Here is a 23,417-nt window from a genome sequence, read left to right on the forward strand (position 1 = left end):
ACTAAAATTTATAACGAAAGGAAAATCCTTCCGTTATTTTTATTTAAGCACAAGCAAAGTCGCAAAACCATTGCGATATACCCAAACTTTGGTAAATTCTTTTTTATTAACTTGTTTTAAAGCTTGTTCTAAATCTTTTAAATTTTTAATTTCACTTTGTCCAACACCTATGATAATATCACCCTCTTGGAAACCAGAATTTTTTCCTTTGCTCTTTTCTTTAACACTATCAACCAAAACACCATTAACATCTTTTGGAATTTGCAAACGATCCTTAAGTCTTGGATCTAAATTTCTCAAACTCAAACCATCAATCAAATCGCTTTGTACGCCTTTAGGATTTTCTTTTTCACCTTTAAGAATAAAACTTGCTTGCTTATTTTCTCCATCTCTTTCGTAACTTAATGAAATTTTTTGACCAATCTCTAAAGTTCCTATATAATTTTTAAGATCAATAGGACTTTTTATAACCTTATCATTAACTTTAGTAACTAAATCTCCACGCTTAAGCCCTGCTTCATCAGCACTTGAACCTTTTTGAACATCAGTGATTAAAGCTCCTTCTTGATTTTTGTAAGCTTTTTTAGTATCACCTTGCAAAGCTAAAATAGTCACACCTAAAAATCCTCTATCAATCTTGCCTTTTTCAATAAGTTTTTTAGCTATATCTTTAACCATATTTGAAGGTATGGCAAAACCTATGCCGTTATTTCCACCACCACGAGAAAGAATAGCTGAATTAATACCTACTAAATATCCGCGACTATCCACCAAAGCTCCACCTGAATTTCCTGGATTGATAGAAGCATCTGTTTGTATAAAATTTTCATATTGATTTAAACCTATATTGTCTTTATTTAAAGCAGATATTATCCCACTTGTAACACTAAAACCAACTCCAAAAGGATTTCCAAGTGCAAAAACAACATCTCCTTCCATTAAATCATCAGAATTTGTAAAAGTAATAGCTGAAAGATTATTAGCCTCTATTTTTATAACAGCCAAATCTGTTTTTGGATCTTTACCTATAAGTTTTGCTTTATATTCTATGTCGCTTCCTGGTAAATTCACTGTAATCGTATCAGCATCATCTACAACGTGATTATTTGTTACTATATAACCATTTTTTGAAATAATCACCCCTGATCCCAAAGAACTCACCACTTCTTTATCATTTTTTCCTTTTCTTTGAGGAAAATCAAAATCAAAAAATTGTTTAAAATAAGGATCATTAAAAAAATCATCCAAAGGGCTTGGACGATTTGCTCTTGTAATAGTTTTTGAGGTGGAAATATTAACCACTGATTTTTTTGCATCTTTAATAGAATCATGATAAGAAAGCACTGCATTTCCAGCAGCAGGATTCACACGATTAGCCGTTGCAGTCGATTCGTTAAAATTAATACTTGCAGCAAATAAAGCACTTGCTAAACTTAATGATAAAAAAATCTTTTTCATTTTATTTCCTTTTGTTCTTAAAGATAAATTATCTCGTAAAATATTTTACTGTCTTCATAGTATAAAACCGAAAATTTACAAAATTGTAAATAAAACCTTGAGTGATAAAAATTTATAAAACTTGATTGACTTAGGCTAAAGTTTATGTTATAATTTAATCCTCTATAATAATCAAGTAAAAATTTTTAAGGAAATATAACATGAATAGTTTATACGAAACTCTTGGAGTTAGCAAAAACGCTAGTGCAGATGAAATAAAAAAAGCTTACCGTCGCCTAGCTAGAAAATATCATCCTGATATCAACAAAGAAAAAGGTGCTGAAGAAAAATTTAAAGAAATTAATGCTGCTTATGAAATTTTAAGTGACGAAAAAAAACGAGCTCAGTATGACCAATACGGCGATTCTATGTTTGGTGGACAAAGTTTTCATGATTTTTCAAGAAATACTGGTGGGGTAAATTTGGACGATATTTTAAAAGATCTCTTTGGAGGAGGCTTTGGTGGACGCTCAAGAGGGGGTTTTAACGGCTTTTCTTCAAAAGGCTTTAGCAGTGGTTTTGGAGGATTTGGAGGTTTTGAAGAAGAAATTTTAGACAGCAATCTAGAGCTTCACATTCCTTTCGAAAAAGCTGTTAAAGGCGGGGAACATAGTTTTAATTTTCAAGGCGAAACCATTAAATTTAAAATTCCACACGGTATAAAAGAAGGTGAGAAACTAAGAATTCGCTCTAAAGGAAAACAAAGCAGAAATGGAGCTAGAGGTGATTTAATCATTATTGTAAAAATAGAAGAAAGTCCTATTTACACAAGAGAAGATGATGATTTATATCAAAAAGTTGATATTTCTTTAAAAACTGCACTTTTTGGTGGAAAAATAAATATAAAAACACTCAAAGAAGGCAAGGAAGAAGCGACAATTAACATAACGCCTAATTCAAAAAATAACCAAAAAATTCGTTTAAAAGGTTATGGTGTGCAAAATAGAAAAAGTGATATTTATGGGGATATGTATTTGATTTTAAATGTTGTTTTGCCAAATTTAGATACCCTTGATGAAAAATTTATAGAACTCTTAAAAGAAAAATTACCTTAAAGAAAGGAATAAAATATGGAACAGCATTATGATGAACCTGTATATTTAATCAGTGTTGTGGCTAAAGTTTTAAGCATACATCCACAAACCTTAAGGCAATACGAAAGAGAAGGATTGATAGAGCCAAGTAGAACCGATGGCAAAATAAGACTTTATTCTCAAAGAGATATTGACCGTATTAAACTTATATTGCGTTTAACAAGAGACATGGGAATCAATCTTGCTGGAGTAGATGTTATCTTAAAATTGAAAAACCAACTTCACGAATTTGAAAATTTAATTGATGAACTACGCTTAGAATTAAGCAAACAACAAAATAAAGAAGCGGCTAGTAAAGCCGTTGTTAAGCATAAAAATAGCTTTGATTTGATTTTTTATGAGAAAAAATAAAAAATAATGGATAATTTTTTAGAAATTTTTTTAATCACCGTTGCTATAGCTATAGTTTTAAATGTCATATTTAAAAAATTTGAAATTCCAACTATCATTGGATATATAGCTGCTGGAGAAATCATTTCTGAAATTTATCATTTAAGTGGCAAAGGCGAAATCACTCATATAGCCGAATTTGGTATAGTGTTTTTAATGTTTACCATAGGGCTTGAATTTTCTTTTAAGCATTTAATGGCAATGAAACAAGAAGTTTTTTTAAACGGCTCTTTGCAGATGCTTACTTGTGGCTTTGTTTTTATGTTACTTGCTATAGGAATTTTAGGACTTGGAGATAAAAGCGCTACTATAGTAGGCTTTGCACTAGCGCTTTCTTCAACCGCAGTGGTGCTTAAAATTTTAAATGATAATGGCGATATCAATGAGCAATATGGTAGAAAAGCATTGGGAATTTTGCTTTTTCAAGATATAGCCGTTATTCCTTTGCTTTTGCTTGTAGATATTTTTTCATCCAACAATCAAAACATAGAAAAACTCCTTTTTACCACTTTAATTTCAGCACTTATTTTAATCACTTTATTATTTTTCATAGGTAAATATCTAGTGGATAGAATTTTTAGACTCATTATCCACACTTCTTCTCAGGAAATTTTTATTAGTACTGTTTTATTTATGGTTATTGGAGCAAGTTTTTTAGCAAATTATTTTGGATTTTCTTATTCTTTGGGTGCTTTTATAGCAGGTGCTTTGATAGCAGAAACAAAATATAAACACAAAATAGAAGCGGACTTGATCCCATTTAGAGATTTGCTTTTAGGGCTTTTTTTCATAACTGTAGGCATGCAAATTCAACTTGATGTAGTGGCACAAAATTGGTTTTTAATCATAGTTTTAACCCTTCTTGTAATGGCTTTAAAATTTGGCATAGTTTTTGGCTTTTTATTTCTTTACACCAAAAAAAGAGTAGCGCTTAAAACAGCTTTTGCCATAGCTCAAATTGGCGAATTCGCCCTAGCAATTTTTTCTCTTTTACAAGCAAAAAATATGCTTGATATCAAAACTTCACAAATTTTAATTGTTGTTTCTATTTTAACCATGATTATCACGCCTTTTATTTTAAACAATATAAGAAAAATTACCAATGTTGTAGAAGATATAGCACTTAATACCAACGCTGTGCAAAATATTGACAGCAATATCAAGCTTAAAAATCATCTTGTTGTTTTTGGCTACGGACGCTTAGGACAAGAAGTCGTACAAAAAATCAAAAACACAGGCGTACCTTATCTTGTTTTAGAAAGTGATTTAAATTTAGTAGAACTTGGAGTTAGTCGAGGTGAAAATGTCGTTTTTGCCAATGCTGCTCAAGAAGAAACCTTAAAAATTGCCAATATAGAAGAATGTGCCGTAGCTATTATCACAGTTACAAATGAAGCCAAACTTGAAATTTTATGTCAAGTGCTAGCTAATTATCCAAAACCTATAGACACCATCATTCATGTAAATGGAACTTTAAAAAAGATGCTTTTTTCTAGCATAGATGAAAATATACGCATCATTCGCTCTGAAAAAGTAATCGCTAGAAATTTAGTTCAAGAAGCGCTAGAATGCCGCATTCACAAAAATACCTAAGGAAGAATTTTGACAAAAAATGAAGAAAAAGCCTTACGCGTAAAATACCTAAGAAATCTTGAAAAATTTTTCAATGGCGCTATATCTGCACTTAAAAAAGAAGATTTTGATAAAACTAAATTTGAAGAAAGAATGTTAAAAAATGCTAAATTTTTTGAAAAAAATCCCGCGGTAAATCTTAACTCAACCTATGCAAAAAATCTTGAATTTTTTGTCAATGCTTGTTTAGATTTTTCCAAAGAAAAAAACGAGCTTTTAAATCTTGCCAATGCTTTAGATAAGCAAAAAAAACAAGGTGGGAAAAAAGAAAAACATAAAAATTATTTAAAGGATTATGAATGATTAATGTATTTTTTGATATGGATGGAACTTTAATCGATAGTGCAAATGCCATTTCTTGTGCAGTCAATGAAATAAGACAGGATTTAAATCTAGCCCCACTTTCAAGAGAAATCATTATGCAAACCATCAATACTCCCAATATTGACTGGGCAAAAGAACTTTATAATATAGAAAATTTCCATCATTCTAATTTTAAAGAAGGCTATGAAAAATATTTTGTCAAGCACTATGAACAAAGCGTGGTGCTTTTTGAAGGAGTAAAAGAACTTTTAGAATTTTTAAAAAGCAAAAATTGTTTTTTAGCTATTGCTACTAACGCCCCACAAAGCTCACTTTCAAACATACTTAAAAAACACGATATCATTCCTTATTTTGATAAAATTTTAGGCGTAAACTTGGGCATAGAACCCAAACCTCATCCTATGATGCTAGAGCTTTTAAAAAGCGAGGCTCCATATAAAACAAGCGTTTTTATAGGAGATAGTCAAAAAGATAAAGAATGTGCTAAAAATGCTAATTTGCCTTATTTTCATGCCAAATGGTATCAAAAAAATTTAAAAGAAAATGAATTTAGCAACGCTAGTGAACTTAAAGGCTTTTTGCAAAAGTATTTATAAGTTTTTTAATGAAATTTTAGTTAAAATTAGAAATAAATTTTAAAAAGAGTAAATTATGAGTGAATTATTAATAGAAATTGGTACAGAAGAATTACCTGCTATTCCTTTGCTAAAAGAATTAGCTAATATAGAAAAAAAATGGAACAATGTTTTAGAAGAATACCGCTTGGTAAGTGATTTTAAATTTTATTATACTCCGCGTCGTTTAGTTTTTTTTCATGAAAATTTTGCAGACAAACAAGAAGATAGCTTTGCTGAATTTATAGGAGCACCTAAAAATGTTGCTTATAAAGATGGAGTTTTAACTCCTGCGGGACAAAGCTTCCTGCAAAAAGCAAGGATCAGTGAAAATGAACTCTCTTTTAAAGAAATCAAAGGCAAGGAAGTTTTGTACCATCAAAAAGCTATTAAAGGTTTGCAAAGTCAAGAAATTTTAGGAGAAATGGTAGAAAAATTTCTAAAAAGTCTTAGTTTTGGCAAAAGTATGCGCTGGGGTGCAAATTCTTTTGAATTCATCCGTGCGATCCGTTCTATAGCTTGCATTTTAAATGATGAACTTGTTAATTTTCAAAGCTATGGAGTAAAAAGTACTAAAAAAACTTTCATTCACAGAAGCGTAAGTTATGATTTGCAAGATTTTAACAATGCAAAAGAATATTTTGAACTACTAGAAAAAAACTATATCATCCTTGATCCAATCAAAAGAAAGGAAAAAATACTTGAGCAATTTAAACTCATAGAAAGTCAAAAAAATATACAAATTGGAGAAGATGAAGAGCTTTTAGCTGAAGTAGTTGCTATCACAGAATATCCTAATGCACTTTTAGGAAGTTTTGAAGAAGAATTTTTAGAAATTCCTAGCGAAGTAATCATCACTTCAATGAGAGAAAATCAACGTTATTTTGCAGTTTTTAACGACAAAGGCTTAAGTAATCATTTTATAGTAGTAAGTAATGCAGTATGTAAGGATTATTCAAAAATCATACATGGAAATGAAAGAGTTTTGCGTGCAAGACTTAGCGATGCAATGTTTTTTTATCAAAATGATTTACAAAATGGCTTAAAACCCGAAAAACTTGCCAAAATGACCTATCTTGAAGGTTTAGGCACAATGCAAGATAAAAGTTTAAGAGAGATTAAAATTGCTGAAATTTTATGTCAAATGCTCCATAATGATAAAATCGAAAATATCAGCACAGCACTAAAATACGCCAAAGCAGACTTAGCCACACAAATGGTTTATGAATTTACTGATTTGCAAGGCATTATGGGAAGTTATTATGCGCAAAAAATGGGCTTAGATTATCAAATTTGCTTAGCCATCAAAGAACAATATCTTCCTAATTCCGAACAAGCTCCACTTCCAAGTACAGAATTTTCAAGCATAGTAGCCCTTGCAAACAAGCTTGATACCCTTATAGGACTTTTTAGCATAGGAAAAATTCCAAGCGGAACAAAGGATCCTTATGCCTTAAGAAGAGCTGCCAATGGGATCATTAAAATTGCTTTAAATTTAAATAAAAAATTTGATATCCAAATTTTATTAGAAAAACTTTCAAATCATTATAAAAGCTTTGATATGCAAATTTTAAAAGATTTTATTTTTGAAAGACTTTATACTTTTTATACAGTCAATGCTTCTTTTGTAAAAGCGGTTTTAAGCTCACAAAATACAGATCTTATCCATATCAATCAAAGCGTAAATGCTCTTATAAAACTTAGCAAAAAAGATAATTTTAATGAAAATTTTGCAACCTTTAAAAGACTAGCCAATATCGCCACTAAAAATCCTCATAAAGTTGATGAAAGTCTTTTTGTTCAAGAAGCAGAAAGTAAACTTTACAAAGCTTTTCAAGAAAAAACTAAAGCCAACTCTTTACAAGAAAAACTTGAAAATCTTTTTGCACTTAAGCCTTTTATTGATGAGTTTTTTAATCAAGTGATGATTAATGCTGAAGATGAAAAACTTAAAAATAATCGCCAAGCTTTGGTTTATGAAATTTATGCGGAGTTTTTAAAAATCGCCGATCTTAAAGAGTTAAGCTTATGAAAGCCTTATGGCTTTTTTTAAGCCTTACTCTTTGGCTTTTTGGAGCTCAAAATTTAGAACTCATCAAAGGTCAAGCTTTATTTTTGGAGCTAGATAAGAAAGATTTTTTATCTTTAAAAAATAATGGTAAAAATATTCCCACTTTTACACATCCTAAAAATCAAGAAAAAGTTCTAGCTATTTTTTCCTTACCTTACAAAAATCCCCCGCAAAATACAAAACTTATCGCATTTTATAAAGATAAAAAAGAAGAAATTTTCATAAAAACTTTAGAAGGTAATTATAAAAGTGAAAAATTGCAAGTTGAAAACAAAAAGATTTTTCCACCAAAAACCATACAAGAACGCATCACTAAAGAATTAAAAGAAGCCAATGCGATTTATAGTTCTTATACTCCAAAAGCTTTATTTAACGGTGCTTTTAATATACCTTTAAATTCTTTTATCACAAGTGATTTTGGCAAAGCAAGAACTTTTAATGAAAAAGTAGCAAGTTATCATAGCGGAACGGACTTTAGAGCTGCCATAGGAACACCTATTTATGCAGCCAATTCAGGTGTAGTAAAAATTGCAAAAGATCGTTATTTCGCAGGAAATTCAGTAGTCATTGATCATGGTTTTGGAATTTATTCACAATATTATCATCTTTCTAAAATCGATGTTAAAATAGGACAAAAGATAAAAAAAGGTGAACTTATAGGACTTAGTGGGGCTACAGGTAGGGTAAGTGGGCCGCATTTGCATTTTGGAATTTTAGCTGGAGGCAAACAAGTTGATCCTTTGGATTTTGTATCCAAATTTAATGCTATTTTTCAATGAAATTTAGTGACTTTTTCCATGCTTGGCTCCATGAAAGCTATTATAAAAATGCTGTAAGTATAGGAAAAAACGGAGATTTTTTTACTGCTGTAAGCGTAGGAAATCTTTTTGGCACACTTTTAGCCAAGCATTTTTTAAATTTAATAGATAAAAAAATTTTACAACTCCCTTTAGAACTTGTAGAAATAGGCGCTAATGAAGGATATTTAAGTCGTGATTTTTTAGCCGCTTTGCTTGAATTAAGACCTGAAATTTTTTCTCAAATTTCTTTTTTCGTCATAGAACCGCATGAAAAATTAAGAACTTTACAAAAAAAGACTTTAGAAGGAGTGGAATTTACTCACAAAAATAGTCTTAAAGAATGCCATTTTAAGAACGCTTTTTTCTTTTGCAATGAACTTTTTGATAGTTTTGCTTGCGAACTTATAGATCATGATAAAATGGCATTTGTAGAAAATTTTAAACTTATTTTTAAAAATATGGATGAAAATTTAATCACAAAATGCAAAGCTTTAAATCTTAAAAAAGGTGAACTCAGTTTAGAGCTTGAAAATTTTTTTAAAGATTTAAACCAAACTTGTGAGAGATTTATATTTGCGGGATTTGACTATGGAACTTTAAATCCACAAAGTTTTAGCTTAAGAATCTATCAAAAGCACGAAGTTTTTAGCCCTTTTGAAGTATCTTTAAAAGATTTTTTCGGCAAAAGCGATCTAACTTATAATGTCAATTTTACTCATCTTCAAAAACTCATCAAAGAATATGATTTTAAACCTTTAGCTTTTAAAAAACAAAGTCTTGCTTTCATGGATTTTGGTTTTGAAGATTTATTAGAATACACAAAAAATAAAAACATTAAAACTTACGAAAGTTTTTTATCTCAAGCTAAAATTTTATTTTTTAATTTTGATGAAAAATTTCATTTTTTCGAATTTCAAAAAAACTAAAATTTTATATTTTTCATACTCGCTAAACAAACCCCCTCCCTTAAACCCTCATCAATGACTAGAAGTTTATGTTTATCAAACAAAGCATAAAACAGCAAACAACCTGCACTCAAATAATTTTTTCTCATCGCACCTACTTCTTTTATAGCCTTTTTTTCTTCCATATGAAAAAGTTTAATAGCATAATTTAAAAAATCCTTATGGTAAAGTTTTTTGCCATTTACTCTACTTGCTTCATACTTTTCATAGCTTATATTTTGTTTTAATGCGCTAAGTGTAGTAGGAACTCCGGAATTTAAAACCACCGTTTTAACTCCTAAAGAACGAAGCTCCTTTTTAATCATAGCCACCTCATCAAAAGCCCTAAAAGCTAAATGCTTTAAATGGGGATTTGCAATTAAAAAATGAATTTTAAGTTTTTTATCTTTAATATTTATGATAAATTTAGGATATTTTTTTATTAATTTTTTATAAGAAATACAAGATTTATAATAAGAATGGTAATTTTTTTCATAAAAACTAATAATACCAAAATCAAAACTTTTAAAACTTTTTCCAAAAGAAAGCTCACAAGAAGCCCCTCCTAAATCACAATATGCAAACTCTCCCCAAATTTTAAGCCTTCTTAAACCTGATTGCATACCTAAAACACTGATCTTAGCTTCACTTTTGGCATCTATAAGCTTAAAATCAATCCCAAATTCTTTTTTTAAATGGGCAAAAATTTCATTTGTATTGCTTGCCTTTCTAAAAGCTGCAGTCGCTACAGCTCTCGCTTTGCTTAAATCTTGCTCTTTAGCTAAAATACTCAAAGTATTTTTTAATCTTTGTATGGCTTCTTTAGAAATTTCTCCACTTTGATTTAGATTTTTCGCTGCCCCAATAACAAATTCATATTCTTTTAATTTATTTAATTTTTCGTCCATTTGTACTGCTCTTAAAGTATTTGAACCAAGATCTATACCTAACATGACTTTCCTTATTTGATTTTATAGTATAATAGCAAAAAAGTTCTAAAGGAAAAATATGCTTTTAGGTGTAAATATCGATCATATTGCAGTGTTAAGACAAGCTAGAATGGTAAATGATCCTGATCTTTTAGAAGCTGCTTTTATAGTAGCTAGACACGGAGATCAAATCACTTTGCATGTAAGAGAAGATCGCCGTCATGCTCAGGATTTTGACTTGGAAAATATTATAAAATTTTGCAAAAGCCCTGTCAATTTAGAATGTGCTTTAAATGATGAAATTTTAAATTTAGCTCTTAAACTCAAACCCCACCGCGTTACTTTAGTGCCTGAAAAAAGAGAAGAGCTTACTACAGAAGGGGGGCTTTGTTTAAATCATGCTAAATTAAAACAAAGCATAGAAAAACTTCACAATGCAAACATTGAAGTTTCACTTTTTATTAATCCTAGTTTAGAAGATATAGAAAAATCAAAAATTTTAAAAGCCCAATTCATAGAGCTTCATACAGGACATTATGCGAATTTGCACAACGCACTTTTTAGTAATATCTCTCATACTGCTTTTGCCTTAAAAGAACTTGATCAAGATAAAAAAACCTTGCAAGCTCAATTTGAAAAAGAATTACAAAATTTAGAGCTCTGTGCCAAAAAAGGCCTAGAACTTGGCTTAAAAGTAGCCGCGGGACATGGTTTAAATTACAAAAATGTAAAACCCGTAGTAAAAATTAAAGAAATTTGCGAGCTAAATATAGGACAAAGCATTGTAGCAAGATCTGTATTTACAGGACTTCAAAACGCTATTTTGGAAATGAAAGAACTTATTAAAAGATGAAAAAACTAGCCATTAGTATAGGCGATATAAACGGCATAGGACTTGAAATTTTAGTGCGTTCTCATGAAAAACTAAGCAAAATCTGCACACCTTTTTATTTTATCCACGAAAGCTTGCTTGATAAAGCTTCAAAACTTTTAAATTTAAAACTTTTTAATGCAAAAATCGTAGCTTTTAAAGATGGAAAAGACTATGAGTTTAATTTTATAAAAAAAGAAAATTCTCTTGAAATTTACTCTTTCTACCTTCCTTTAGGCTTTAAAGTGGATGAAAATTTTGAAATCAAAGCCGGAGAAATAGATACAAAAAGTGGACTTTATGGTTTTTTAAGTTTTAAGGCGGCAAGTTATTTTGTCTATGAAAAACACGCCCATGCCTTGCTTACTCTACCTATACACAAAAAAGCTTGGGAAGATGCAGGACTTAAATACAAAGGACACACCGATGCTTTAAGGGATTTTTTTAAAAAAAATGCCATTATGATGTTAGGTTGCAAAGAACTTTTTGTAGGGCTTTTTAGCGAACATATACCTTTAGCTAAGGTGAGTAAAAAAATCACTTTTAAAAATTTAAGTATCTTTTTAAAAGATTTTTACAAAGAAACGCATTTTAAAAAAATGGGGCTTTTAGGTTTTAATCCTCACGCTGGAGATTATGGAGTTATAGGCGGAGAAGAAGAAAAGATCATGGAAAAAGCTATAGCCTTTGTTAATGCCTTTTTACACTCTAAAAAAGATGAAAAATTTTTCAAAAAAGCCTTAAAAGATGAAAATTTACAAAAAGAATTGCTTTTAAATTTTAAAGGCAAGGGCGTTTATCTACCCTATCCTTTAGTAGCTGATACAGCTTTTACTAAGGCTGGTTTAAAAAACTGCAATCGCTTAGTGGCTATGTATCACGATCTTGCCCTTGCTCCTTTAAAGGCCTTGTATTTTGATAAAAGCATCAATGTAAGTTTAAATTTACCTATCATACGCGTTAGTGTTGATCATGGCACAGCCTTTGATAAGGCCTATAAAAATGCTAAAATCAACACTAAAAGTTATTTTGAAGCGGCTAAATTTGCAATCAATTTACATTCTAAAGCTTAAATTTAGCCCTAGAATCAATCAAATCTTCTTTAGCTAAGCTGTCTATAAAATCTTGCAAATCTTTATTGGTATTTAAACTTTGAGTGAGTAAATTTTCATATTTATCAACTTTATTTTTAAAAATTTGCTCTAAAACTTCTTTAGTCTTTGTATCTTTTTTTGCTCTTTGCATAAGTTCTAATAAAACCTTAATATAAGCTTCTTGCATGCAATCACTTGCATTGAGTAAAGATAAAATAGGATTTTCCCCTGCTTTTGTATTTTGCATATTTTTTATACAAATTTTTCTTTCTTTAAGCATCTTTTTTGAAATGGCTTTAAAATCTTTTTTCATCTTTTTATCTGCTTTTTTTGAAATATTTTGATATAAACTACTATAGATGTTATCTACTAAAGCAAGTTTTTTATTATCAAATTCATTACGCACACCAATTTTATTGCATATCATAAGTTCATCATCACTTTTGCCATCATATTTGATTTTAGAGCAATCAAAACTAGGTTTTACTTCATCTTTATAAATAAGCTCATCAAAACTCAAAGCCCCTAAACTCGCCAAACTTAAACCAAGCAATAAAATAATTTTTTTCATTATTTACCTTTAAAATTTTTATTTTATTTTATTTTAACAAAAAATATTTTGAATTTTTTAAGGAAATTAAGCCTTTATTTTATTATAATGCGTTTTTATTTTTTATAAGGAACTTAAAATGCAAAATTACAAAAAAGCTCTTTTTGCACTAGCTCTTAGTGCTTTTTGTATGGGCGTAACTGAATTTGTTATGGCAGGAGTTTTGGTTGATGTTGAAGCGTATTTTAGCGTAGATGCAAAAACCGCGGGCTATCTTACAACCTTATATGCTATAGGTGTTGTTATAGGTGCTCCTCTTATCACCATACCTTTAAGTCGTTTTCATAGACATACACAACTTTTAATCAATCTTGGAATTTTTGCTTTAGCAAATTTCATCATCTTTTTTAGCCAAAATTTCTATCTTACTGCTTTTGCACGCTTTATAGCAGGAACACAACATGGGGTATTTTTTGTCATTGCCACCTTAGCTGTAAGTGCTATAACTCCAGATGATAAAAAATCAAGTGCTCTAGCTATAATGGTCACAGGGCTTACTGTAGCCTTAGTTACTGGAGTGCCGCTTGGAACTTTTATAGGGCATTATTTTGGCTTTAAATTTATCTTTTTACTCATTTTTATCATTACAAGCCTAGCATTTTTTGGAGTATGGCATATGATGCCCAAAAATTTACATCCTAGCCCAACCAGTCTTAAAAATCTAATCCCTGCTTTTTCTCATCAAAATTTGTTAAAAACTTATACTATAACCATTTGTAGTTGTGGGGCTCAATTTGTTCTTTATACTTATTTGCAAAAAATACTTGTAGAAATAAGCGGTTTTAAAGTCCAAGATACAGCTTATATCTTGCTTTTATATGGAATTTGTGCAATTTGTGGGAATTTATGGGGCGGAAAAATAGTAGATAAAAAAGGTGCTATTTTTTCTTTGCGTCTTATTTTAAGCATACAAGTTCTAGTATTTTTAAGTGTATTTCTCACCATGCATTCTAAAATTTTAATCATTTTTAGCGTAGCTTTGATAGGATTTTTTGCCTTTTCAACCATACCTGCACTAAAAATGCTTAGCATTACTAAAGCTAAACGCCATACTTATAAAGTCATAGACAGTACAGTAAGTGTGAATGAAGCAGCTTTTAATGTAGGCATAGCTTTAGCAAGTTTTTTAGGTGGGATTGTTTTAGCAAGATTGGGTATAGAATTTAATGCTTTATTTTCAGCACTTTTTGTAAGCCCTGCTTTGATTTTTGCCTTGCTTTTTGCCAAAGATAAATTAAATTATAAAAAATTTCAAAGAAAAAGTTTTACAAAGGTATAAATTGGAATAGAAATTGCTTGCTTATTTAATGTAAAGTTAAATAAAGGAGGAGAAAATGGTAGTAGATAATACTCAAAAAACATCAAATGCTATCTTTAGCACCACAACTAAAGTTAAAGAAAAAAATACTTCGGCAGATGAATTTCAAGCCACATTAAATGAAGTAAAAAACAAAGAAGAAAAGGAAGATAAAAAAACAAACTCAAGCAAATTTACTAACGAAGACATTGATCTTGGTGCTGTTAGAGAAGATTTTAGATCTTATGCTTGGCAAAAAATGAGAGAAGATCAATACAAAAAAAATGAGGAAACTTTGCTAAATAAGCTTTTTACTACAATTGACGCAGGAAATGCCACAAACAATACAAAGGCTTAATATACAAATCAATCAAAACTCAAACTACATAAACGAGAATTCCAATAATTCTCGTAAAATTTCTAATAACTCTGGATAAAATGAAAAAATTTATTATTTCCTCTATATGAAGAAAATATAGAAAAATTGACCAATTTAATTTATCAAATTCTGTTATAATTTTGCTAAAAACAAAGGAAAATAATGATTTTTATCGATGCTTGCTTTAAAAAACCTACACCCTACACCCCTATTTGGATGATGCGTCAAGCAGGAAGGTATTTGCCAGAATATATGGAAGTAAGAAAACAAGCGGGTGATTTTCTCTCTTTATGCAAAGACTATAAAAAAGCTTCTGAAGTTTCTTTACAGCCTATTGATATTTTAGATGTAGATGCAGCAATCATTTTTTCAGATATCTTAGTTGTTCCTCTTGAAATGGGTATGAATTTACGTTTTGAAAAAGGAGAAGGGCCTGTTTTTGATAATCCTATTTCAACCCTAGAAGATTTAGAAAAACTTGACGATCAAAATGCACATAAAAAATTAAATTATGTCTATGATGCCTTAAAGCTTACAAGAGAAAAATTATCTCAAAACAAGGCTTTAATAGGATTTTGCGGAAGCCCTTGGACTATAGCTACCTATATGATAGAAGGAAGTGGAAGTAAAAATTATGCAAAGTGTAAAAAAATGCTTTATCAAAACCCAGAACTTTTACATAAAATTCTAAACAAACTAACTCAAGTTTTAAAACTTTATTTAGAAGAGCAAATTAAAGCAGGTGCTAATGCTATACAAATTTTTGATAGCTGGGCAAGTGCTTTAGAATATGATAAGTTTTTTGAATTCTCTTTTAATTATATGCTTGAAATTTCAAATTTTATTAAAAGCAAATACCCAAATATACCTGTAATTTTATTCCCTAAAGGCATTAGCGGTTATTTGGATAGAATCGATGGTAATTTTGATGTTTTTGGAGTTGATTGGAGCACTCCGCTTGATTTAGCACGTGATAAACTATCGCACAAATACACTCTTCAAGGCAACATGGAACCTTGTAGACTTTATGATAAAAATGCCATCAAAGAAGGAGTCGGAAAAATACTAAAAACCATGCAAAATAAAGCTCATATTTTCAACTTAGGACATGGGATCTTGCCTGATATTCCTGTTGAAAATGCAAAATATTTTATCAAGCTTGTACAAGAAAGTTCAGCTAAATGAAAATACTCTTTGGTCCTGTTAGCTCAAGGCGTTTTGGAAGATCTTTGGGTATAGATTTAAGCCCTAGTAAAAAACAATGCAATTTTGATTGTGTTTATTGCGAGCTTGATCCAAAAAAAGCCCAAGAAAAACAGGATGAAATTATCAGCATAGATAAAATTATCTCCGAAGTTAAAGTTATGCTTGAAAAAAATGTTGAATTTGATTTTCTTACCCTTACTGCCAACGGAGAGCCTAGTCTTTATCCTTATTTAAATGAGCTTATTTTATCTTTACGCAGCATTGCTAAAGATAAAAAATTGCTTATTTTAAGCAATGGTACAGCTGTATTAGATGAAGACAAATTTAATGCTTTGCTAAAACTAGATGTGGTCAAATTTAGCCTGGATAGTGCAGTTGCTAAAACTTTTTATCGTATTGATAGAGCTTTAAAAAACATTGACTTAGAAAAAATGATAGAAAAAATGGCAGATTTTAGAGCTAGGTTTAATGGAGATTTGATTATGGAAATTCTAGTTGTTAAAGATCTTAATGACAACGAAGAAGAATTTGAAGCACTTAATCAAGCTTTAAAAAAAATCATGCCTTTAAGAGTTGATCTAAGCACCATAGATAGACCTCCTGCTTATGCTGTTAAAAAAGTAAGCGAAGAAAAACTTTTAGAACTTTCTAAACTTATAGATTCTACTCCCGTACTCTTAGCCAAAAGACATTATGAAGGTGAAAAACTAAGCTTCAATGAAGAAGAATTATTAAAAATGCTTCATTTGCGCTCACAAAGCGAAATAGACATTGAAGTGAAATTTGATGAACAATCCAAAACTCTCTTAAATCAACTTATCAAAGAAAAAAAGGTAAAAATTCTCGATTTAGCTGGAGTTAAATTTTATAAAGTTTAGGCCTTTGGCAAATACTTTCTAAGTAAAGTTATAAGATCATTTCTACTTACATCACTTAAAACTTCGCTCACACAATCAAAATCCCTAACTTTTTCCTTTGAAAAAAAGATGATATGGCTTTGTGGATGCTGTTTTTTATAAGCACTTAGCAAATTTCTCATTTGCTCAAGATCAAATTTAATTAATTCATAATCAAGTAAAATCAAACGATAAGTCTCCTTGCTTAATTCTTGTTTTAATTGACTAAAAGAATTTATACATATATTTTTATCACATTGTTTTTCTATTATATTAAAAAACAAGGTTGCATCAAAATCATTTTGTTTAAAAAGCAATACATTATTTTGATAAGGGGTTTTAAATTTTAAAGTGCAAACCTTATCAAGCTTGTTTTGCAAAATATTTTCAAGATCTTTTTTTTCAAAAGGTAAAGTTAAAAAATACTCATAATGTGTATTTTTATGCCGACCCATCACTATAAAATCATAATTTTTCTTTACATTTTTATTGAAAATTTTATCCTTGATAAAAATCAAATGAAAGTCATTAACATCAAAACTTAAATTTTTAAAACAAGTGCTTTCTATGCCAAAATACGAAAGTAAATTTGCAAGTAAAAAATTCTCAAGCTCATCATTATTAACTATGGCCACACTTGCTTCAAATTGCAAAACCTTTCCATGAGATGTTCCTATAATGCTTTTATGATGCTCTAAAGCCTCATTTAATTCTAATCTAATTTGATCTTTTTGAGAATTTAAGGCATTTAAAATCAAAGAATTAATTTCTTTATTATACCCTTCATTTAAGCAACGCATTGCATTAGATATATTTACAAGCTGATATAAATTTTCCTCCAATAAATGCAAATATCTATCTTTTTCATGGGATATTTTAGTTAAATTTTGGCTCGTAGTTTCAAATTTTTCCTTTAACAAATCAAGCGCACTATCAACATCAATCTTTTTTTGAAAATTTAAAAAATCATTTTGCATGCAAAAAATTTTTTGATATATTTTGTTTATATTTCTATTTTGCCTAAAAGCAAAAATAAAAAGTGTTAAAGATAAAACAAAAATGCTAGAAAACATACCTATTTTCAGTTGTTCAGTAACACTATCAAGCTTTGAGATATCAATACTTAAATACGCTAAAATTAGATTAAAAATAAAAATTATCCCTGCTAATATCAAATCAATTTTCCTTTATCTTTTGCGCCGCTTTCCTGCCTACAAGCATTGTAAGATCTTTAAAATCAGCCTTATATATAGATTCAAAATTTCCATAATACGCTAAAAGTTTTTGTATAACCCCTGAACTAAGTCCTAAATTTACAAGCTTAGAACTATTCAAGTCCTGTTTTTTCTTAGTATTTTGATGAAAGCTGATAGCAAAACGGTGTGCTTCATCTCTTAATTTCTGTAAGAATTGTAGTTTTTTATCGTTAATGCTTAGACTAAATTCTCCTTTTAAGGAATGAATTTTATCCTTAGCACCCCCTTTAGCTCTATGTGCTTTTGCATCGATTTTTTCTTTTGAAATAGCTAAAATATCGACATTTGCCCCACTACTTACAATGATTTCTTTAGCCAAATCAAGCAAAGCCTTTCCCCCATCTATAAGCCATAAATCAGGAGGAGGTATTTTATCAAAGTCCAAAGCTCTACGCGTTAAAACTTCACGCATTTGATCATAGTCATTTTTATGTTTTAAATGAAATTTTCTATATTTTGACTTATCCCAAGAATTTATTCTATAAGTTACCATAGCTCCAACATTTGCCACGCCTTGCAAATGAGAATTGTCAAAAATTTCTATATCATTTGGTAAATTTTCAAGCTCAAAATAAAACTTTAATTCTTTTTGTATAGTAAAATCATGATTTTTTTGCTCTTTTTCTATATTTAAAAGGGCATTTTGAAAAGCCAAATCACAAATTCTTCTTTTTTCTCCTATTTTAGGGATTTTAATACTGATTTTTTTATCAAACCTTTGGCTTAAAATTTCTTCTAAAAGCACTCTATCTTCAAATTCTTCATAAACATAAATAACATTTGCAAGCAAAGGAATATCCATGCTAAAATTTTCTAAAATCAGTTGCTTATAAATTTCATTTTGATCCCATTGTATATCATTTCTTATAGGAGTAATCTTAGAATTTGCACTGATAATTTTTCCATTTTGCACCACAAAACGCAAGGTTGAAAGCACGGAATTTTTAAAAGCTAAAGCAAATACTTCAAAATCTTCTAATTTCGCAATATCTATTTCAACCTTAACTTCCAAATCTTTAATCATTGCAATCTGATCTCTTACTTTAGCTGCTTCTTCGTAATTTTCATTTTGTGCTAAAACAAGCATTTGTTTTTCTAAGTTTTTAAGCAAAACACTAGGATTTAAAAGTGCGTGTATAGCCTCATCTAAAATTTCAAGGTATTTTTCCCTGCTGATGAGTTTATCACAAGGTGCAAGACAACGAGAAATTTGATAAAAAATACAAGGGGATTTACAACTTGCTTTTTGCTTTAAAGGATAGTATAAATAAAGCGCATCTAAAAGCTCTCTAGCGCCTTTAAAAAAAGGGCCAAAATATTTAATTTTGCTTTTTTTTACTAATTTTCTAGTGATCTCAAAGCGTGGAAATTCTTCTTCAAAATCCACATAAATATAAGGATAAGTTTTATCATCTCTTAGCAAAATATTATATTTTGGATGCAGTTGTTTGATAAAAGAATTTTCTAAAATCAAAGCATCAGCCTCTGAATTAGTAGCAATAAATTCCAAATGCACTGTTTCTTCAATCATTTTTTGAATTCTTAAAGAATTTCTTGGATTTGCATGTAAATTTGGAGTAAAGGCAAAATAAGATTTGACACGATTTTTAAGATTTTTAGCCTTGCCTACATATAAAAGCTTTCCTTCTTGATTAAAATATTGATACACTCCAGCACTATTGGGAAGAGTTTTTAACTCATTTTCTAAATTCTCTTTAATCAAGATTAGAACCTTTTTTTATAAGCTCTCTTAAATCTTCAAATTTCTTAAATAATTTTTTATCTTCAAAGCAATTTTTAAATTCACCCTTAGAAAGCTCCAAATAAGAATTTTTAGAGAGTTTTTCATCATTTTTGTTTTTATTTACCGTATAAGTGTATTTTTGAGAAAAGATTTTTATATCTTTTATATCAACAAATCCGCTTAAAGGATATTTTTGTCCATATGCTTTTATGAGAAATTTAATATAAATTTTGCTATCATCATGATTTAATTCTTGATAAGCTGCTGGATGTAAGGTTATTATATTTAAAATATGATTTTTTACATAAATTTTAGCAATCAAACGTTGCTTAGCAAGCGGAAAAGAACTTAAAAAATCTTTGCAAAAAAATAAGGTTTTTAAAGGCTTATAATGAGGTTTATCCATCAATTCATTAATAACAGCACTAGCGTTTTTAGTCATCTTAATATTATTTCTTTTTCCCATAAGATGATTTTAGCATTTCTTTTCTTAATTTTCTTCTGTGCTTGCGGATATAAAGGCAACCCTCAATACACAAGCTATGAACAAAATGGTTCGGTAAAAACCATTAAAAAATACGAACAATTACATAGGTGGTAAATAATGAAAAAAGCAGATATTTTAGTTTTAGACTTTGGCTCTCAATACACTCAGCTTATAGCAAGACGCTTAAGGGAACAAGGAGTTTATGCAGAAATTTTACCTTTTAATGTAAGCTTGGCTGATATTAAGGCGAAAGAACCAAAAGGTATTATTTTAAGCGGAGGTCCAGCAAGCGTATATGCAACTGATGCGTATTTTTGCGATAAAGGCATATTTGACTTAAATCTACCTATTCTTGGAATTTGCTATGGTATGCAACTCATGGCACATCATTACAAAGCTACAGTAGCACCTGCAGGACATAAAGAATACGGCAAAGCAAACATAGAAGTTAAAAAAGATAGCGCTTTATTTAAAAATCTTCCAAAAAAACAAACCGTTTGGATGAGTCATTCTGATAAAGTAGAAAATTTACCTCAAGGTTTTGAAGTTTTAGCCACAAGTGAAAATAGCCCTTTTTGTGTTTTTGGAAATGAGGATAAAAAATTCTTTGCTCTACAATTTCACCCAGAAGTACAACACAGCGAATTTGGCAAAAATATCTTAAAAAATTTTGCTAAATACGCTTGCAATTGTGAAAGTGTTTGGAATATGGGTTCTTTTGCAAAAACTCAAGCAGAAAAAATCCGCGAAGAAGTAGGCAATGATAAAGTGCTTTGTGCTGTAAGTGGCGGAGTAGATAGTAGCGTAGTTGCTGCACTTTTAGCTAGCGCTATAAAAGAGCAAGTTATAGTAGTTTTTGTAGATAATGGACTTTTAAGAAGTGAAGAAAAAGAACAAGTTGAATTTATGTTTAAAAACACTTTAGGCATCGATCTCATCAGCATTGATGCAAGTGAAATTTTCTTAAGTCGCTTAGCTAATGTCACAGATCCTGAACAAAAAAGAAAAATCATAGGAAATACCTTTATAGAAGTTTTTGAAGAAGAAGCAAAAAAACATAAAGATGTAAAATATCTTGCCCAAGGCACACTTTATACTGATATCATAGAAAGTTCTGTTGTAGGTGCAAGCAAAACCATTAAAAGCCATCATAATGTAGGGGGCTTACCTGAAAAAATGAATCTTAAACTCATAGAGCCTTTAAAAGAAATTTTTAAAGATGAAGTGCGTGCCTTAGGACTTGAGCTTGGACTTAGCAAAGAAGTAGTTTATCGTCATCCTTTCCCTGGGCCAGGTCTTGCTATACGCATTATGGGAGAAGTAAATCGCGCTAGCTTAGAACTATTACGCAAGGCTGATGTAATTTTACTTGAGGAACTTAAAAGTACAGGTTGGTATGATAAAACTTGGCAAGCATTTTGCGTACTTTTAAATGTTAAAAGCGTTGGAGTTATGGGGGATAACCGCACTTATGATAATGCAGTTTGTATACGCGTTGTAGATGCAAGTGATGGTATGACAGCTACCTTCTCGCATTTACCTTACGAAATTTTAGAAAACATAAGTCGCCGTATCATCAATGAAGTAGAAGGTATAAATCGCGTTGTTTATGATATCTCAAGCAAACCACCTGCAACTATAGAATGGGAATAATCCATTTTTTTCTAGCTCTTATTTTTAATATAAAATTTTTATAAAAATAAGGCTAGAATTTATTTAAGAAATTTCAAGGAAGAAATATGCATGGAAAAATAGCTATTTATATGGATTCTACAGGACGTGGAACCGTTACAAACTCAGCAAATACCTTTTTTGACTTTAATCGCCAAATTTGGAATGATAAAAAAAGTATGCCAAGTGTTGGTATGCTTGTGGAATTTAGAACTCTTTCTAGCGAAAAAAAAGCAGAAGACGGCAAACTCGTTCAAACAAGCAAAACCATAACAGGTATAAAACCTTCAAAATTTCAAGAATTCAAAGAAGGGGATTTTATCACTGAGCATGATTTTTGGAAAACTGATAATGATGATGAATTAGAAGACTTGCAAAACTCAAGAAGAAGTGCTTATATAACAGAACTCTATAGAACAACAGACTTTGACACTATAGAAAAAATTCCTCTTTCTTTTACTATACCTCAAGCTATACAAAAATATTTTGCCCATGAAATTTTATCCGTAGAAACGCTTCAAGCCAATCTACAAGATGAAAAGGAAATTCCTTGTATACTTGATTATCTTATACTTAAAAGATTTTTATTTAAAGCTTATGATACTTTAATTTTTATGGATAATAGCATAGACCAAACCCAATTTAGCGCATTAAAAAGCATCATGATGCATTTAGAGAATTCATACAAGCAAATGATGGCTGATCAAAAACCAAATATCACTAAAATTTTTAACGAAACTTTTTTATCTTTGCAGTGTCATTACCAAGCTTTAGTAGCCACCATAGATACAAGAAACAATCGTCTAGCCTCACTTGAAGCACAAATGAAAACTTTACAATCTGAAATAAATCTTAAAAGCAATGCGACCGATGCAGACCCTGAAAAACTTAAAGCACGACAAGAAAGATTGGCTAAACTACAAAAAGAAGCAGAATACTACAGAACAACACTAAAAAGACTTGATGCTATAAGGGAAGATTTTTATAAGAAAAATTACAATATTTTCGAAAATGCTTTTAAACTTTCACGAGAAAAGCTCTTTAAAAAAATTGTCACAGGTTTAAATCTATGCGCAACCATAATGGATGTTAAAATTTGGCACTTGTCTTTAAAATCATCAGGGGTTAAAAATTCTTATTTTACTATGAGTAATATAGAAAATTCTTTCTGTTCTCTTTCTTTTGCAGAACATTACTTAAGTCGCTTAAATAAATCCGCTCTAAATCCTTTTGATCAAAAACTTTTAGTGTATATTCAAAAAATCACAAAAGAACAAAGAAAAAAATTTTTAGTTGTCACATCGGATTTAGATTTATTATGCAAATTAAAAATTGAAAACTTTTCACAAAATCCGTATTATTTAGTAAAATACGCACCTAAAAAAGTAAATTATCAATCTTTAATGCGTGATAACACCTTTGATATAGTCTATATTGATGAAAAACATGTTTGGGAAAATGTTGCCGATATTATTTTACAAGGAAAGCATTTTGACAAATCAGGAAAAACCAAATTTAAACTGATTTAAGACATAGAAATTTAAGCTAAATTAAGTTATAATTTCCTTGCCTAAACAGTTTGTAGTATTTAAAGTGATCCAACACATTTTT

General features: G+C 29.9%; 22 protein-coding genes. 16 read left to right on the forward strand and 6 right to left on the reverse strand.

All coding sequences use genetic code 11. The features are described 5' to 3' along the window. Nucleotides 1–39: 39 nt before the first annotated feature. Nucleotides 40–1,458 (reverse strand): serine protease HtrA, encoded by a 1,419-nt coding sequence (gene htrA, locus FBF21_RS06510; RefSeq protein ID WP_002869642.1) that lies wholly within the window; start codon nt 1,456–1,458, stop codon nt 40–42. Nucleotides 1,459–1,658: 200 nt separating this feature from the next. Between htrA and FBF21_RS06515 the strand changes: the two genes are divergently transcribed. Genes FBF21_RS06515 through FBF21_RS06550 form a run of 8 tightly spaced genes read left to right on the forward strand, consistent with a single transcriptional unit; the run spans nt 1,659 to nt 9,348 of the window. Beyond that, on the forward strand, nt 1,659–2,552 hold the full coding sequence (locus FBF21_RS06515) for a DnaJ family protein (protein WP_002860449.1): 894 nt from the start codon (nt 1,659–1,661) through the stop codon (nt 2,550–2,552). Nucleotides 2,553–2,567: 15 nt separating this feature from the next. After that, a complete protein-coding gene (gene hspR, locus FBF21_RS06520) occupies nt 2,568–2,942 on the forward strand; it encodes a heat shock transcriptional regulator HspR (protein WP_002869644.1) in 375 nt (124 codons plus the stop codon). Between the two features lie 6 nt (nt 2,943–2,948). Beyond that, nucleotides 2,949–4,574 (forward strand): cation:proton antiporter, encoded by a 1,626-nt coding sequence (locus FBF21_RS06525; RefSeq protein WP_002859297.1) that lies wholly within the window; start codon nt 2,949–2,951, stop codon nt 4,572–4,574. Nucleotides 4,575–4,583: 9 nt separating this feature from the next. Further along, a complete protein-coding gene (locus FBF21_RS06530) occupies nt 4,584–4,916 on the forward strand; it encodes a hypothetical protein (RefSeq protein WP_002859298.1) in 333 nt (110 codons plus the stop codon). Continuing rightward, nucleotides 4,913–5,533 carry an HAD family hydrolase gene (locus tag FBF21_RS06535; protein ID WP_002859299.1) on the forward strand — a complete coding sequence of 207 codons (621 nt, stop codon included), beginning with the start codon at nt 4,913–4,915 and terminating at the stop codon, nt 5,531–5,533. The genes FBF21_RS06530 and FBF21_RS06535 overlap by 4 nt, the downstream gene beginning before the upstream one ends. Nucleotides 5,534–5,588: 55 nt before the next feature. Beyond that, a complete protein-coding gene (gene glyS / locus FBF21_RS06540; RefSeq protein ID WP_002869645.1) occupies nt 5,589–7,583 on the forward strand; it encodes a glycine--tRNA ligase subunit beta in 1,995 nt (664 codons plus the stop codon). Further along, a complete protein-coding gene (locus FBF21_RS06545) occupies nt 7,580–8,401 on the forward strand; it encodes a M23 family metallopeptidase (protein ID WP_002869646.1) in 822 nt (273 codons plus the stop codon). The genes glyS and FBF21_RS06545 overlap by 4 nt, the downstream gene beginning before the upstream one ends. Continuing rightward, nucleotides 8,398–9,348 (forward strand): SAM-dependent methyltransferase, encoded by a 951-nt coding sequence (locus FBF21_RS06550; RefSeq protein WP_002869647.1) that lies wholly within the window; start codon nt 8,398–8,400, stop codon nt 9,346–9,348. The genes FBF21_RS06545 and FBF21_RS06550 overlap by 4 nt, the downstream gene beginning before the upstream one ends. On the opposite strand, the gene FBF21_RS06555 is transcribed toward FBF21_RS06550, so the two are convergent. Next, nucleotides 9,345–10,319, reverse strand: a complete 975-nt coding sequence (locus FBF21_RS06555) for an exopolyphosphatase (protein WP_002860453.1) — start codon at nt 10,317–10,319, stop codon at nt 9,345–9,347. The genes FBF21_RS06550 and FBF21_RS06555 overlap by 4 nt on opposite strands. A gap of 55 nt (nt 10,320–10,374) precedes the next feature. Here FBF21_RS06555 and FBF21_RS06560 point away from each other — a divergent pair, with 55 nt between their 5' ends. Together FBF21_RS06560 and pdxA are read left to right on the forward strand one after the other, a co-directional pair. Further along, complete coding sequence (locus FBF21_RS06560; protein ID WP_002869648.1) at nt 10,375–11,148, forward strand: pyridoxine 5'-phosphate synthase; 774 nt, start codon at nt 10,375–10,377, stop codon at nt 11,146–11,148. After that, nucleotides 11,145–12,239 carry a 4-hydroxythreonine-4-phosphate dehydrogenase gene (gene pdxA / locus FBF21_RS06565; RefSeq protein ID WP_002875856.1) on the forward strand — a complete coding sequence of 365 codons (1,095 nt, stop codon included), beginning with the start codon at nt 11,145–11,147 and terminating at the stop codon, nt 12,237–12,239. Before FBF21_RS06560 ends, pdxA begins: the two co-directional genes overlap by 4 nt. On the opposite strand, the gene FBF21_RS06570 is transcribed toward pdxA, so the two are convergent. Next, on the reverse strand, nt 12,229–12,831 hold the full coding sequence (locus FBF21_RS06570; RefSeq protein WP_002853942.1) for a hypothetical protein: 603 nt from the start codon (nt 12,829–12,831) through the stop codon (nt 12,229–12,231). The two genes, pdxA and FBF21_RS06570, sit on opposite strands and share 11 nt — an antisense overlap. A gap of 118 nt (nt 12,832–12,949) precedes the next feature. Between FBF21_RS06570 and FBF21_RS06575 the strand changes: the two genes are divergently transcribed. The 4 genes from FBF21_RS06575 (at nt 12,950) to FBF21_RS06590 (ending at nt 16,630) form a co-directional block, all read left to right on the forward strand. Continuing rightward, on the forward strand, nt 12,950–14,149 hold the full coding sequence (locus tag FBF21_RS06575; protein WP_002853994.1) for an MFS transporter: 1,200 nt from the start codon (nt 12,950–12,952) through the stop codon (nt 14,147–14,149). A gap of 55 nt (nt 14,150–14,204) precedes the next feature. Beyond that, nucleotides 14,205–14,525: an invasion antigen CiaC gene (ciaC, locus tag FBF21_RS06580; protein ID WP_002853224.1), complete on the forward strand. Its 321-nt coding sequence runs from the start codon at nt 14,205–14,207 to the stop codon at nt 14,523–14,525. Nucleotides 14,526–14,708: 183 nt separating this feature from the next. Continuing rightward, the gene (gene hemE, locus FBF21_RS06585) at nt 14,709–15,731 is read left to right on the forward strand and encodes a uroporphyrinogen decarboxylase (protein ID WP_002859305.1); all 1,023 of its coding nucleotides are present in this window, start codon (nt 14,709–14,711) and stop codon (nt 15,729–15,731) included. Next, nucleotides 15,728–16,630: a radical SAM protein gene (locus FBF21_RS06590; protein WP_002853556.1), complete on the forward strand. Its 903-nt coding sequence runs from the start codon at nt 15,728–15,730 to the stop codon at nt 16,628–16,630. Before hemE ends, FBF21_RS06590 begins: the two co-directional genes overlap by 4 nt. Here FBF21_RS06590 and FBF21_RS06595 read toward each other — a convergent pair. The 3 genes from FBF21_RS06595 to FBF21_RS06605 are packed head-to-tail and all read right to left on the reverse strand — an operon-like array spanning nt 16,627 to nt 20,114. Then, complete coding sequence (locus FBF21_RS06595; protein WP_002854153.1) at nt 16,627–17,823, reverse strand: hypothetical protein; 1,197 nt, start codon at nt 17,821–17,823, stop codon at nt 16,627–16,629. The genes FBF21_RS06590 and FBF21_RS06595 overlap by 4 nt on opposite strands. 1 nt (nt 17,824) lies before the next feature. Further along, nucleotides 17,825–19,627 (reverse strand): excinuclease ABC subunit UvrC, encoded by a 1,803-nt coding sequence (gene uvrC / locus FBF21_RS06600; RefSeq protein ID WP_002875857.1) that lies wholly within the window; start codon nt 19,625–19,627, stop codon nt 17,825–17,827. Further along, nucleotides 19,620–20,114, reverse strand: a complete 495-nt coding sequence (locus tag FBF21_RS06605; protein WP_002867358.1) for a hypothetical protein — start codon at nt 20,112–20,114, stop codon at nt 19,620–19,622. The genes uvrC and FBF21_RS06605 overlap by 8 nt, the downstream gene beginning before the upstream one ends. A gap of 138 nt (nt 20,115–20,252) precedes the next feature. Here FBF21_RS06605 and guaA point away from each other — a divergent pair, with 138 nt between their 5' ends. Both guaA and FBF21_RS06615 read left to right on the forward strand, forming a co-directional pair. After that, the gene (guaA, locus tag FBF21_RS06610) at nt 20,253–21,788 is read left to right on the forward strand and encodes a glutamine-hydrolyzing GMP synthase (protein WP_002873151.1); all 1,536 of its coding nucleotides are present in this window, start codon (nt 20,253–20,255) and stop codon (nt 21,786–21,788) included. 86 nt (nt 21,789–21,874) lie between these two features. Beyond that, a complete protein-coding gene (locus FBF21_RS06615) occupies nt 21,875–23,335 on the forward strand; it encodes a hypothetical protein (RefSeq protein ID WP_002875858.1) in 1,461 nt (486 codons plus the stop codon). Nucleotides 23,336–23,417 lie beyond the last annotated feature (82 nt).

Origin of the sequence: Campylobacter sp. CFSAN093238, assembly GCF_012898015.1 — a bacterium.
Lineage (GTDB): Bacteria > Campylobacterota > Campylobacteria > Campylobacterales > Campylobacteraceae > Campylobacter_D > Campylobacter_D jejuni.